Genomic DNA, 13,714 nt, shown 5'->3' with positions numbered 1-13,714 from the left:
CCCTCGCATGTCCCCATGCTTGCCAGCCGCCCCCCCAAACCTTACAAGACCGAACGATCAACAGCCGCAGGACCGCCATGAAAGCCTTTGCAAAACTCAAGCAATGGGAACGCAATCTGCGGCTGGAGACAGAATACGATCTGTCCGATCCGGCGCAGCGTAAACGCGCGATGACACATTATCATTGGTTGGATCACGCGATCCTGCGCTATCACTGGCACAATTTCTTTGAAATCGCGCCGGGTGTGTATCGGTCGAACCAACCGACGCATGATCGGTTCGTGAAATATGCCGCGATGGGGATCAAAACGGTGCTGAACCTGCGCGGATCGGCCAACCACGCCCGCTATCTGTTTGAAAAAGAAAGCTGCGATGCGCTGGGGCTGACACTGATCAACCTGCCGCTACAGGCCCGCAAAGCCCCCCCTGCGCAAAATCTTCTGGATCTGATTGACGCCTTTCGTGCCGCCGAACGCCCCATGATGATGCACTGCAAATCCGGCGCGGACCGGGCCGGACTGGCCAGCACCATCTATCTGATGGTGATCGAAGGGGAACCTGTCGAAAAAGCCCGCCGCATGTTGTCCCCGCGCTATATCCACTTCAAATGGACAAAAACCGGCGTGTTGGATCACCTGCTGGATCGTTACGCCGCCGCCAATGCCGCTGCCCCCATCGCCTTTCAGGACTGGGTTGCCACACAATACGATCCGGCGCAGATTCAGGCCGAATTCAACGCCCGCAGAAAGGGCGGAAAATGACCGAAAAAGCAAACGCCCCAAAGCCGGTTCAAACCTCTGATACAGCGGCAAACGATTCCTCGGCGCATCTGCTGGGCTGGCTGTGGCGGAAATATCTGCATAAGCATTTGTGGCTTTTGCTGGCCGCGCTGCTGTTCATGGGGCTGGAAGGGTCCATGTTGGGCGCACTTAGCTGGATGATGAAACCGATGTTCGATCAGGTATTCGTCGCCGGTCAACATAGCGCGATTTGGTGGGTCGGGCTGGCCTTTCTGGCCATTTTTGTGATCCGTGCGTTGGCATCCGTCGGTCAAAAAGTTCTGCTGTCGCTGATTTCCCAACGTTCTGCTGCGGATATGCGCACGGAACTGTTGGATCACCTGATGGAACAGGATGGCACGTTTCACCAGACCCATCCGCCGGGGTTTCTGATCCAGCGGGTTCAAACCGATGTCGAAGCGGTGGGTCAGGTCTGGAATGCGATCATCACGGGGGCCGGGCGTGATCTGGTATCTCTGTTTATCCTGATGGGCGTGGCCCTGTCGGTGGATTGGCAATGGACTCTGGTCGCCTGTATCGGCACGCCGCTGATGGTTCTGCCCTCTGCTATCGTGCAAAAATTCGTCCGCCGCCGATCCCGCGAAGCCCGCGATTCAGGTGCCAAACTGGCCACCCGTCTGGACGAGGTGTTCCACGGCATCGTTCCGGTGAAACTGAACCGGCTGGAACGCTATCAATCAGGCCGCTACCGCACCCTGACCGATGCGCTGGTCAAGGCCGAGGTCCGCGCCAAACTGGGGGCCGCCGCCATTCCCGGCCTGATCGACATCATGGCCGGGGTCGGGTTTCTGGGGGTGCTGGTTTTTGGCGGGTCGGAAATCATCGCCGGGGAAAAAACCATCGGGCAGTTCATGTCCTTTTTCACGGCCATCGGGTTCGCCTTTGAGCCGCTGCGCCGTCTTGGGTCCGTAACCGGCGTTTGGCAAAACGCCGCCGCCGCCATCGAACGGATCAAGGAATTGCTGGACACCCAGCCCACCCTGATCAGCCCGGCCATGCCCAAACCCTTGCCCAAAGGGACGCCTGCGGTGCGGCTGGAAAACGTTCATCTGTCCTATGGTGACACCAAGGTATTGAATGGCGCGACCCTGCTGGCCCCCGCAGGAAAGACGACGGCGCTGGTTGGGGCGTCGGGGGCGGGAAAATCCACCGTTTTCAACCTGCTGACACGGCTGGTTGACCCGCAACTGGGTAAGGTGCTGATCGACAACACCGAAGCGCGGGATTTATCGCTGTCTGACCTGCGCAGCCTGTTTTCCGTGGTGTCGCAGGATGCCGCGCTGTTTGATGAAACGCTGCGGGAAAATATTCTGCTGGGGCGTACTGACGTTTCCCCCGATCAACTGGACAAGGTACTGAAAGCCGCCCATGTGCAGGATTTCCTGCCCAAACTGGCCGAAGGGCTGGACACCCCCGTAGGCCCGCGCGGGTCGGCCCTGTCCGGGGGGCAGCGCCAGCGCGTTGCCATCGCCCGCGCATTGCTGCGCAACACCCCGATCCTGCTGCTGGACGAAGCCACCAGCGCGCTGGACGCACAATCCGAAAAAGTGGTGCAACAGGCGTTGGATCAACTGGCACAGGGGCGCACCACGCTGGTCATCGCCCACCGCCTGTCCACCGTTCGCAATGCGGATAAGATCATCGTGATGGACAAGGGGCGCGTGGTCGACGAAGGCACCCATGACGAATTGCTGGACCGGGGTGGCATCTATGCCGACCTTCATGCCCTGCAATTCAGGACCGACGGCCCGACCGCCGATAGTCTTGCGCTAGAACGTGCGGGTCAGCGCCGCAAAGGTAACGGATCAGGCACCACAGATTCCGACGCCCCCGGCGCACCCAGCCTTCTGACTCGTATCGCGCGGCGCTTGTTCGGGCAGTAATCGGCAGGAGCGACATGTGCCCCTGCAACCGCCGCGCCAGCGCCACGTCCTCCATCAGGGGCAGGTCTGGAATGCCGCCGACACGATCCAGCAAGGCACGCGGCAAAACCATCCCCTGATCGCCATAGGGCAGCCCGAACACCCGCGACCGCAGGTTTGCCCAGCCCGCCACGATCCGCGCGGCCATGCCCCCGGTGTGGAAGGCCAGACGGAAATACCCCGCCTGCCCCCCTGCCATATGGGCCATCACCGCATCCGACCAACCGGGGTCCAGCACTGTATCGGCGTGCAGCAACAGCAGCCAATCGCCCCCGGCCGCCTCTACCCCTCGCCGCAATTGCCCCCCGCGCGATGCCGCCCCCCGCACGACCACCGCGCCCACGGCTTCGGCGATTTGAACGGTCCGGTCTTGTGAGCCACCGTCTGAAATCACCAGTTCCCGGATCAGCCCCACCTCCAGCCCCTCCATCAGGGCGGCCAGACAAGCAGGCAAACCGGATTCGGCGTTTAATGTCGGGATCACCACGCTTAGCGCTGCACGCATATTCTGCCCTATCTTCCCCTGTTGTCCCTGCCGCATCGTTCTATATTACAAACCGCACGCAGGACGGGAGAGCCAAATGACCAGAAAAATCATCCGCATCAGCGGGCCGGACACGTTGCATTTCCTTCAGGGGCTTGTCAGCAATGACGTGAACCGCCTGAAAGACGGCCCCGTCTATGCCGCCCTGCTGACGCCGCAGGGAAAATATCTGGCCGATTTCCTGCTGATCCCGCAGGGGCAGGATGTGTTGCTGGACATTGATGCCACGCTGGCTCCCACGGTTCTGCCGCGCCTGAGCATGTATAAACTGCGGGCACAGGTGACGCTGGAAGAAACCGATTTGCATGTACAACGCGGCACTGGCCCCGCACCCGATGGCGCCGTGACCGATCCCCGCCGCCCCGCGCTTGGTTGGCGCCTCTATGGCGCACAATCTGGTGACGATGGCACCGATTGGGATGCGATCCGCGTGGCACATTGCATCCCAGAAACCGGCGTGGAACTGACCCCCGACACTTTTATTCTGGAGGCCGGGTTTGAACGGCTGCACGGCGTTGATTTCCGCAAAGGCTGCTATGTCGGCCAAGAGGTCACTGCCCGCATGAAGCACAAGACCGAACTGCGCAAAGGGCTGGTGACAGTACAGATTGATGGCGCTGCCCCTGTTGGCACCCCGCTGATGGCTGGTGACAAAGAAGCAGGAACCCTGTTCACCCAATCCGGCGCTCGGGCGATTGCCTATCTGCGATTTGACCGCGCCACCGGCCCCCTGCGTGCAGGGCAGGCCACCGTAACATGGAACGGCTGACAGCCTCGAAACGCGCAACAAAAAAGGCCGGGTGATCCCCGGCCTTTTGGTAGGTTTCGATCAGACCTTAGGCCCGTTCGGAATATTCCATCGTTTCGGTGTTCACCACGATGTCTTCGTCCTGCGCAACGAACGGCGGAACCATGACCCGCACGCCGTTATCCAGCACCGCAGGCTTGAACGAGTTGGCGGCAGTCTGGCCTTTGACCACGGGTTCGGTTTCCACGATCTTGCAGACCACTTTTTGCGGCAGCGTCGCGTTCAGGGCTTCGGTGTCGTAATATTCCACCACAACGGTCATACCGTCCTGAAGGAACGGGCGGCGTTCACCCAGAATATCGGCGGGCAGTTCGACCTGTTCAAAGGTTTCGGTGTCCATGAACACCAGCATCCCGTCCGTTTCATACAGGAATTGCTGATCCTTCTGTTCCAGACGGACCCGTTCCACCTTGTCCGCGCTGCGGAAGCGTTCGTTCAACTTGCGCCCGTCGCGCAGATTTTTCAGCTCGACCTGAGCAAAAGCCCCACCTTTACCGGGCTTCACATGGTCCACTTTGACAGCGGCCCACAGGCCCCCGTCATGTTCCAGCACGTTACCGGGGCGAATTTCGTTACCGTTGATCTTTGGCATGTCAGCAAAACCTTGACAAAAGGTTGATAGGAGATTGCCCGCTCCTATATCTGGTGTTGGGCATCGGTGCAAGAACACGAGATTTTCCACTGATACCGAAAAAGTTATGCAAAATTTGCATGGTAGATATGCAATAGAAGTCTATCCGAATCGCGTGTTATCCGTCATAAGGAACGCCACGCCAGAAAACGCAAGAGCAATAACAAAGGACGAATCATGAAAGATTTCGTTGACGGCACTGCCTTCAATAATGAGCAAGGCAACCGTGCCCGTAAACTGTTCGCGGCCGTTGTGTTGGCCGCACTGGACGACGCCATTGCCGATGATAAAAAATATGGCAACGGTCCGGAACAGATCGCCCGCTGGGCGCGGTCCCGTGATGGGCGCGAAGTACTGACCTGCGCCGGGATTGACCCGAACGAACGCGTTGTCAAAGGTCTGATGGAATTCGTGGGCAAAGGCGTCCGGACTTCTGTCGCCCTGTCGCGCGAAGAAAGCGAACGTCGCAACGCCGCACAACAGGCCGAGGCCGCCTAAGGCCCCTGCCACACCAACCTGACGAAAAACGCGCTCCCACTGGGGGCGCGTTTTCTTTTGCACTCCCCTTCGGGTTTCCCCTTCCCCGTTGATCGCTCTGGGCTTAGACCGCAAGCAGCGCATAAACGGAGACAGAAATGGCACAGGCGATCATGATTCAGGGCGCAGGCTCGAATGTGGGGAAATCGCTGTTTGTCGCCGGTCTGGCGCGGGCGCTGTCCAATCGCGGCCTGAAGGTCCGCCCCTTTAAACCTCAAAACATGTCGAACAATGCCGCCGTCACCGCGGATGGCGGCGAAATCGGACGTGCGCAGGCGCTTCAGGCCCGCGCGGCGCGGGTTGCGCCGCATACGGATATGAACCCGGTCTTGCTGAAACCCGAATCCACAACCGGCGCACAGGTCATCGTTCAGGGGCAACGCGTAGGCACCCAACTGGCCCGTGAATTCGGCCAAAAGAAACCCAGCCTGATGCCCTATGTGCTGGACAGTTTTCGCCGCCTTTGCGCCGAAGCTGATATTGTGGTGATCGAAGGCGCAGGCAGCCCGGCAGAGGTAAATTTACGCACGGGCGACATTGCCAATATGGGATTCGCCGAAGCCGCAAATATTCCGGTGATCCTGCTGGGGGATATTGATCGCGGCGGGGTCATCGCCCAACTTGTCGGAACCCAAACGGTTCTGTCGGATCAGGATGCCCGCCGCATCTGCGGTTTTGCCGTGAACAAGTTCCGCGGCGATGTCACCCTGTTCGAGGACGGGGTGCAATTCATCGAAACCCGCACGGGGTGGCCTTCGATTGGTGTGCTGCCTTGGTTCGATCAAGCGTGGAAACTGCCCGCCGAGGATGTGATGGATATTGCATCGGGCGGCTCTGGCGCGGCGAAGATCGCAGTCCCCCGCCTGCCCCGCATTGCAAATTTCGACGATCTGGACCCGCTTTCGGCAGAGCCCGGCGTTTCCGTTCAGATCATCGAACCCGGCCGCCCCCTGCCCGGCGATGCAACGCTGGTGTTGATTCCCGGATCAAAGGCCACCATCGCCGATCTGGCGTTTCTGCGTGAACAGGGCTGGGACATCGACATTCAGGCCCATATCCGACGCGGCGGGCATGTATTGGGCATTTGCGGTGGTTATCAAATGCTGGGAACTATGATCCATGACCCGCTTGGGATCGAAGGCCCAGCAGGTTCATATCCCGGTCTTGGCCTGCTGGACATCGCCACCACGATGCAGCCGGAAAAGCACCTGTCCCTGACACAAGCGACCTATGTGCCCACTGGGGACGCGGTGGAAGGGTATGAAATCCACATGGGCCGCACCGATGGCCCGGATTGTGCGCGGGCTTGGCTAACGGTGGGACATCGCCCCGAGGGGGCAACCAATGCCAGCGGGCGGGTGCGCGGCTGCTATCTGCACGGGTTGTTCAGCGCCGATGGATTCCGCCGGGCCTTTTTGGCTGAACTGGGGGCGCAAAGCGGTCTGGATTACGAAAGCACAGTCGAAGCCACACTGGACGCGCTGGCCGCCCATATGGAACAACATCTGAATATCGAAACGGTGTTGGAACTGGCGGCAGAGCCGGATTATTCCATGTCCTGACTGGCCAAGGCCCGCAGAATTTCACGGCGCACCAGTTTGCGGACATTTCGGGTGATCCGTTCACCCAGCTTGCCCTGCAATTCCTCGCGCACGATTTCCGCGACCAAGGCCCGCAACATGTCCTCGTCCACGACGACATCCTGCCCGGCAAGGGTTTCTTCCAAAACCTCTTCGGTCACAGGCTCGGTATGGGGTTCGGCTTCCTCAACATAGCCCAACGCTTCTGGCTCGTAATCGTCCGGCTCAAAATCCGGCTCCACCTCGACCATGTCGCTTGGGTCCGTATCCCCACTCAGCGTATCTGCTGCGCCCGTGAATTCATCCGGCACGGCAAATCGGGCAATCGTGGCGGAAACAACGCTTTCTTCCACATTCTGAAACGGGGCTTCCTCAACCGGGTCAGGTTCCGCCAGTGACCCGTCCCACGGCAGGCTTTCCAGCGCGTCGCCAGCATTGGCGCTGCCTTCTTCGCCATCCTGTTCCCATACGCCACCGGCATCGGAAATTACGGCCTCCAGCTCGGCAATCCGCGCTTCCAGATTGCGCCGCCCGGTATCGTCCGGCTTGACCCCCAGCAACTCGTGCGCCTCAACTAGTTCGGGCTGAGGCAAATCCCCCCCGGCACACGCATCATCCGCGCTCGAATCCGGTTGGTTGCCCTGCTGATCGGAATCTTCATCCGGTGCGACAGTTTCCATCACCCGCAACGCAGGTGTCAAAACCAAGCGGCCCATCCCCTGCGCCACAGGCGGGGCGACCTGTGGGCGCGCTTCCTCGGACACAAGTCGACGGATAGAGGACAGAACATCCTCGATATCTGCGTTGGTTACAAGGTTTGACATGCCTTCATCCACTCAGCCTCGGGGGAAGTGTACCCCCGAGAACCGTTTCGCTCAACCGATGCGGAAAGTTTTATTTTTTACCAAGCCCCTGAAGCACACGCTCCAACTGCTGCCCTTGTTTGCTGATCGAAGCCGGGGCATTTTTGACCTGATTGTAATAAGCCGCCGCATCGTAACGCTGCACTTTCAGCTTCAGATGCTCTGCCGTCAGCAAACCCATCGTTTCCAACAGCGCATAAGAGGCAACATATTCGCTGTTGCGGGCTGAAATCAGGCTGGCCTGCGCGTTCAAGAGTTCCTGTTCCGCGTTCAGCACATCCAGCGTGGTCCGGGCGCCCAGGGTCGCTTCTTCACGCACCCCGCGGAAGGCAACCGTTGCGGCCCGTACCTGCTGATCGAACGCGGTACGTGCAGCGCCCGCCACTTTCAGGTTTGAAAATGCAGTGCCCACTTCGCGCTCAACGCTTTGCGTTGTCACCAAAAGACTGGCGCGCGCGGCTTCACGATTTGCAATCGCCTGCCGGAACAGCGCGGAAATCCTGCCGCCCGAATAAATCGGACCGCTGGCCCCCAACGACACACCGAAATTTTTCGTAAAATTCGTGCTGTCGAAATTTTCTTCCAATCCGATCGAGCTGTTCAAGGTAATCGTCGGCTTGGTGGCAGCACGGGTAATCTCGATCGCCAGATCAGCGGCGGTGGCCTCGTGCTGTGCTTTTTTGATATCGGGATGGTTCCGCACGGCAATGGCTTTGGCTTCGCTCATTGTTTTCGCAGTGGCCGGAACCGACGGCGGCGGGCTTAGACGGCCCGGCAACCGGCCAACAGCCGCTTTGAAATACTCTTGGGCGGTTACAAGATCACCCTGCGCCTGCGCGAAATTGCTGCGGGCGGCGGCCAGACGGGCCTCGGCCTGCGCCACATCGGTGCGTGTGACTTCGCCAACCTCGAACCGGTCCTTTGCGGCCCTCAGTTCTTCGGTGATGACGCGCACGTTATTTTGCCGCAACGCCACCGTTTCCGACGCGCTGCGCACGCTCATATAGGCATCGACCGCTTGCAGCAGAACATTCTGTTCGACCCCGACAAGCGCCTCACGCGTTGCCAGAACCGCTTCTTTCTTGGCTTCAAGCGTCAGCTTGCTTTTGCCCGCATCCCAAAGCAACTGCTCCAGCCCGATCCCCAGCGAAACGCTGGTTCCGTCGCTGGTGGTCGGAAAGAACATGGACGAGCTTTTGAGCCGCGTTTTATTGTAATCAATGCTACCGCTCCAGCCGATCACAGGGCGAAGCGAGGACAACGCAACAGCCACATCTTCGTCTGCGGCGCGCAACACGGCGCGGTATTGGGTCAGCAAACCGCTGTTATTATAGGCCGAAACCAGTGCATCAGCCAAGCTGTCCGCCGTTGCGGCGACGGGGGCTGATATGGCGAATGCCAATGCCAGCCCGCTTGCCATCACACGTTTCCGTATCCGCGTCATCCCCATCGTTTCGCTCCTGCTGCGCCCGTATGTCAGGCCATCTGCTCAAACCAAAACCGCGCCCGTTTCTTCGGGCGCGGTCAGTACTGTACCGTTTTTACAGTGTGAACGCCCGGTGGCGTTCGTAACCGGGCAACACCGGCGCACCCGCGTTAAAAGCAAACCGCCAGTTCATTTCACCGTCAATCTTATAACCAATCCGCACCACGCCCAATTCACCATCAGCGAACAGAACGGCGATACGGCCACCTTCTTTCAATTGCGCGGGAATCGCATCAGGCAGGTGTTCGACCGCCCCCTCGATCACGATAACATCATACGGCCCATGCGATTCCGCACCGGCAGTCAGCGCACCCGTGTGTACGATCACATTATCCGCATCCGCACGCGCCAACGCTGCCTGTGCCTCTTCGGCCAGATCGTCCTCTTCAACGGCAACCACGGCAGCCGCCATTTTCGCGATCACAGCGGCCGAGTAGCCCAAGCCGCACCCAACATCCAGCACCAGTTCATCGCTATGAATATCCAGCGCATCCAGCATCTTAGCCAGCGTGCGGGGTTCCAGCACCACGCGCGTGCCACCAAGGCTGACATTGTCGCCGACATAAGCGGCCTCGATCTTATCAGACGGCACGAAATCTTCGCGCGGAACTGACAGCATCGCGTCAATGATTGGGAATTTCGTCACATCCGAGGGGCGGATCTGCGTATCAACCATCATGATACGGCGGGCGGCATAGTCGGTCATAAGCTAAACTCGTTCGTTCAGAATCTTACGACCCGTTTTGTCATATTCCCTCACGGGCGGCAACGCCAATGCGCCAAAAGACAAAAGTCAAATCGACGCGACCGTTTTGGGTGCCTGCCATTCCCGCGTTCACCCCCCGTAAACCGGCACGTCAACCAGCAAGGACCGTACACTGTTACAAGACTACAATTTCCCTGATGTCCGACCATCGGGCATCATTGCGCATACCGCCCGCGCAAAATGACAAAATTCATACGCCAACTGTGGCAAATCCCCCGCGTTTGCCCATACCGACTATCCAAAGGCAGGAAACAGTTGGACACATCGCAAGGGATCGCTTACCCGTGAGAAAGAACGATTACGGCAGGCTGGTTCAGATATGTATTTCAAAAGCGGCACAGAACGCTTGCAAAAGGTGCGTCCGGGGACTGCAAAAAAAAGCAATCCCTTTTGGCGTCATGGCTACGTTGCTGATCACCGGGTCGGCGCTGGCGCAAGACGTCCCCTTTTTCGGGCTGTATGGCACTCCGGGGCTGATTGATATGCCCTCAGCGGATATGGCGCCCGACGCGACATTATCCACCTCTATGTCCCATTTCGCAGGCACAACGCGCAGCACGATCACCTTTCAGGTGGCCCCCCGGCTGACGGCCAGTTTCCGCTATACGGCGATCAAAGAGCTGTATTTGCGCGGATGGGATCAGGACACGTATTACGACCGTAGCTTCGACGTCCGTTACCAACTGCTGACCGAAACAGACCGCCGCCCCGCTGTGGCCATTGGCTTGCAGGATTTCATTGGAACCGGGCTGTATGGTGGGGAATATATTGTTGCCAGCAAGAACATAACCCCACGTCTGCGCCTGACCGGCGGTCTGGGTTGGGGGCGTCTGGGCAGCTATGGTTCCTTTGCCACAACGGGAACCCGCCCAAACGAAGTAATCGGCGAAGGTGGCATTCCCACCTATGACCGCTGGTTCCGCGGTGATGTCGCGGCCTTTGGTGGGGTCGCCTATAAGATGACGGATCGGCTGACGCTCAAGGCTGAATATTCGTCGGATGCGTATGACGACGAACAGAAATCAGGCAATACCAATCCCAGCGGAACCACCTATGGCCCGGTATTCGACCGCAAATCCCCGTGGAACTTCGGCATCGACTACCGGCTTCGCAGCGGGGCGCAACTGTCACTGTATTCACTGTATGGATCAGAAATCGGCGCATTGCTGACGTTGCACGCAAACCCGCGCCAATCCAGCTATCCCAGCGGCACGGAACCGGCCCCGCTGCCGATTGCACCACGGTCCGCGAAAGCGAAAACCGATCTGGGCTGGCAGAACGACACCGATGTCGTGAACAGCCTGCCCGTTCGCATGCGTAAATCCCTGGAAGGGCAAGGCCTGCGCTATGAAGGGATGCAAGTGACGGCCACCAGCGCCACCTTGCGGTTGGGCAATGCCCGCTATGGCGACGAACCAGAAGCCATCGGTCGCGCGGCCCGCGCGATGTCACGCATCCTGCCCGGTTCGGTGGAAACCTTTGTGATCGTACCTGTGGTCAAGGGCATGGAAATGTCCGCGATCACCCTGAACCGCAGCGATCTGGAACGGCTGGAAAACGCCCCCGCCGATCAAATGCTGGCCCGCATGGGCATTCAGGACGGCCTGCGCCGCGCCCCGGCGCTGGAAGGCGGCATTCAGCAACGTCTGAATTGGTCCATCAGCCCCTATATGCAGCTAAGCGTCTTCGACCCGGACAACCCCGTTCGCTATGATTTGGGCATCCGGGCCAAAGCACGCTATCAGCTTTCCCCGAACTGGGTACTTTCGGGATCATTGGCGAAAAAGCTGAACGGCAACTTGGATTCGGTCACGCGGGCCATCCCATCGGGATTGCCACGGGTGCGCACCGATTATGCCCAATACAGCCGCGAAGGCGACCCCGCGCTGGAATACCTGACGCTGGCACATTACGGGCGTCCGGGCCAAAATCTGTATAGCCGCGTCACAATGGGTTATCTGGAAGCGATGTATGCTGGTGTATCCGGTGAAATCCTGTGGAAACCCGTCAACAGCCGTCTGGCGCTTGGGGCTGAACTGAACTGGGTCCGCCCGCGTGATTTCGATCAGATGTTCGGCCTTCGCAGCCGCGTCACCAGCAGCGGCACCATCCCGGAATTCAACGGTCATGTGTCGGCCTATTATGCCTTTGGCAATGGATTCCACGGTCAATTGGACGTGGGCAGCTATCTGGCGGGCGATCTGGGGGCAACCGTATCTCTGGACCGTGAATTTGCAAACGGCTGGCGAGTTGGGGCCTATGCCACCTTTACCGACGCCAACATTGATGACTTCGGCGAAGGGTCTTTTGACAAAGGTATCCGCGTGACCATCCCATTCGGCTGGGCATTGGGTAAACCCGCGCGTCAAAGCAACACAATCAACATTCAGTCGCTCACCCGCGACGGCGGCGCTCGCCTGAACGTGAACGAACGCCTGTACGAATCCGTGCGCGACTATCACCAACCCGAACTGGCACGCGAATGGGGGCGTTTCTGGCGATGAGCAGCAGTATCAAAACTCTGGTCAAAGCACCGATTCTAGCTGGTCTGGCGGCATTGATGCTGGCGGGCTGCGGCAATGATGCCAACCGTGGCAACATGACCGAAATGCTGAAATCCAGCCTGCCCTTTCTGGGCAAGAAGACGGCGGGCGCACCACAGCCCATGAATATCCCGCAGGTGTTGGCAAATACCACGGCGCCGCTGACGCTCATCGTGCAAAAAGACCTGAATAACACCAGCGTTCTGGTGCTTCAGATCGAACAGAACGGCGCGTATCGCACTTATTCGACTGCGGGCAAACAAACCCTGACGTTCCGTCAGGGGCTTGTCACAGCAACCCGCGGCTTGGGCAATGACATGATGTCGGCCAGCGTATCCGAAAGCCTTGCACTGATCCGCGCCCGCAAATCAGGAACGGCCAAGCGCGTTCTACGCTATTTGGACGGGGCGAATAACGTCATCGCGTTCGAGTTTAACTGCCAGATGTTTGTGACGGGATCGGGTCAGGTCAGGCAAGGCGTGGTTTCGGCCAATACCGTTGAACTGACCGAGAATTGCGTTGCAGACAGCCGCAAATTCACCAACACCTATCAGGTGGACGCCAGTGGCATGATCCTGTCGTCACGCCAGTGGATTGCCCCCTTGCAGGGCTACTATGACATCAAGGTCTTGCGTCACTGAAGCGATCCGTCTTTTCGCGGTTCCAGATAGTTTTCGCAATCATAGTTATGAAATGGGCGGCCACACGGACCGCCCTTTTTCTTGTTCCCTGATGGGGAAGCCCCCGGCAAGCCAGACAAAAACAAAACATATCCGGGCAAAAGAAAAAGGCGCGGTCAAAACCGCGCCTTTCCCTGTTCGTAAGTCAGCAGGACTTAGGAATCGCCCGAAGCCGCGATGCCGACGACCAGCAGAGCAGCAACAGCTGCTGCTGCTGCGCCTGCGCCGCCCAGAGCCAGCGAAGCTTGGGTCGAAACAAACGGATCGTCCGAGGTTTTGGTGTCAGCAACGGCAGGAACAGCCGATGCCAGTGCCAGAGCGGCAGCTGCTGCAATCGAAAACTTTTTCATAATGTCTCTCCAACATCTAGAATGAGATGACTCGGGCGAACCCGGTCTTTCTGTTCATCTCACACCTTTAGGCTCAGGACCCATTAATCGGCTTGAGATCGCATTGGTCGCATGCTTCAAATCCCCAAACTTTCAGGGGGTATCATGAGCAATCTATTTTGGCTGACCGACGAACAGATGGCGCGGCTGCGACCGTTCTTTCCC

12 protein-coding genes and 1 pseudogene are annotated in these 13,714 nt (G+C 58.9%); 7 read left to right on the top strand and 6 right to left on the bottom strand.

Annotated features, from left to right (window positions below; translation table 11 throughout):
- The first annotated feature begins 77 nt into the window (after positions 1–77).
- Both FN828_RS15215 and FN828_RS15210 read left to right on the top strand, forming a co-directional pair.
- Positions 78–761 carry a fused DSP-PTPase phosphatase/NAD kinase-like protein gene (locus FN828_RS15215; protein WP_142494295.1) on the top strand — a complete coding sequence of 228 codons (684 nt, stop codon included), beginning with the start codon at positions 78–80 and terminating at the stop codon, positions 759–761.
- On the top strand, positions 758–2,683 hold the full coding sequence (locus FN828_RS15210) for an ABC transporter ATP-binding protein (RefSeq protein ID WP_235891498.1): 1,926 nt from the start codon (positions 758–760) through the stop codon (positions 2,681–2,683). The genes FN828_RS15215 and FN828_RS15210 overlap by 4 nt, the downstream gene beginning before the upstream one ends.
- Here the strand turns inward: FN828_RS15210 and FN828_RS15205 are convergent.
- Positions 2,619–3,227: pseudogene (locus FN828_RS15205) on the bottom strand (glycosyltransferase); the annotation flags it as partial. The gene FN828_RS15210 and the pseudogene FN828_RS15205 sit on opposite strands and share 65 nt — an antisense overlap.
- A 76-nt stretch (positions 3,228–3,303) precedes the next feature.
- On the opposite strand from FN828_RS15205, the gene ygfZ reads away from it, so the two are divergent.
- Positions 3,304–4,035: a CAF17-like 4Fe-4S cluster assembly/insertion protein YgfZ gene (gene ygfZ, locus FN828_RS15200; RefSeq protein WP_142494293.1), complete on the top strand. Its 732-nt coding sequence runs from the start codon at positions 3,304–3,306 to the stop codon at positions 4,033–4,035.
- A 67-nt stretch (positions 4,036–4,102) separates the two neighbouring features.
- On the opposite strand, the gene efp is transcribed toward ygfZ, so the two are convergent.
- Entirely contained in the window at positions 4,103–4,666 is a 564-nt protein-coding gene (efp, locus tag FN828_RS15195) for an elongation factor P (RefSeq protein WP_142494292.1), read from the bottom strand.
- A 216-nt stretch (positions 4,667–4,882) separates the two neighbouring features.
- Here efp and FN828_RS15190 point away from each other — a divergent pair, with 216 nt between their 5' ends.
- Both FN828_RS15190 and FN828_RS15185 read left to right on the top strand, forming a co-directional pair.
- The gene (locus FN828_RS15190; protein ID WP_142494291.1) at positions 4,883–5,203 is read left to right on the top strand and encodes a DUF6280 family protein; all 321 of its coding nucleotides are present in this window, start codon (positions 4,883–4,885) and stop codon (positions 5,201–5,203) included.
- Positions 5,204–5,340: 137 nt separating this feature from the next.
- Positions 5,341–6,804, top strand: a complete 1,464-nt coding sequence (locus FN828_RS15185; protein WP_142494290.1) for a cobyric acid synthase — start codon at positions 5,341–5,343, stop codon at positions 6,802–6,804.
- Here FN828_RS15185 and FN828_RS15180 read toward each other — a convergent pair.
- From FN828_RS15180 to FN828_RS15170, 3 genes are all read right to left on the bottom strand, one after another.
- Positions 6,789–7,646 (bottom strand): hypothetical protein, encoded by an 858-nt coding sequence (locus FN828_RS15180; protein ID WP_142494289.1) that lies wholly within the window; start codon positions 7,644–7,646, stop codon positions 6,789–6,791. The genes FN828_RS15185 and FN828_RS15180 overlap by 16 nt on opposite strands.
- 70 nt (positions 7,647–7,716) lie before the next feature.
- On the bottom strand, positions 7,717–9,105 hold the full coding sequence (locus FN828_RS15175; RefSeq protein WP_235891497.1) for a TolC family outer membrane protein: 1,389 nt from the start codon (positions 9,103–9,105) through the stop codon (positions 7,717–7,719).
- Between the two features lie 121 nt (positions 9,106–9,226).
- Entirely contained in the window at positions 9,227–9,877 is a 651-nt protein-coding gene (locus FN828_RS15170; RefSeq protein ID WP_142494287.1) for a protein-L-isoaspartate O-methyltransferase family protein, read from the bottom strand.
- Between the two features lie 458 nt (positions 9,878–10,335).
- Here FN828_RS15170 and FN828_RS15165 point away from each other — a divergent pair, with 458 nt between their 5' ends.
- Positions 10,336–12,441, top strand: coding sequence for a YjbH domain-containing protein (locus tag FN828_RS15165; protein WP_142494286.1), 2,106 nt, complete (start codon positions 10,336–10,338; stop codon positions 12,439–12,441).
- Positions 12,438–13,121, top strand: coding sequence for a YjbF family lipoprotein (locus FN828_RS15160; protein ID WP_185959041.1), 684 nt, complete (start codon positions 12,438–12,440; stop codon positions 13,119–13,121). Before FN828_RS15165 ends, FN828_RS15160 begins: the two co-directional genes overlap by 4 nt.
- A gap of 194 nt (positions 13,122–13,315) precedes the next feature.
- Here the strand turns inward: FN828_RS15160 and FN828_RS15155 are convergent, their stop codons facing one another.
- Entirely contained in the window at positions 13,316–13,510 is a 195-nt protein-coding gene (locus FN828_RS15155; protein WP_142494284.1) for a hypothetical protein, read from the bottom strand.
- Between the last annotated feature and the right edge of the window lie 204 nt (positions 13,511–13,714).

Origin of the sequence: Thalassovita litoralis, assembly GCF_900182725.1 — a bacterium.
Classification (GTDB): Bacteria; Pseudomonadota; Alphaproteobacteria; order Rhodobacterales; family Rhodobacteraceae; genus Thalassobius; species Thalassobius litoralis.
Note: the sequence above shows the minus strand (reverse complement) of the source record. Positions and strands in the feature narration are given on the sequence as shown.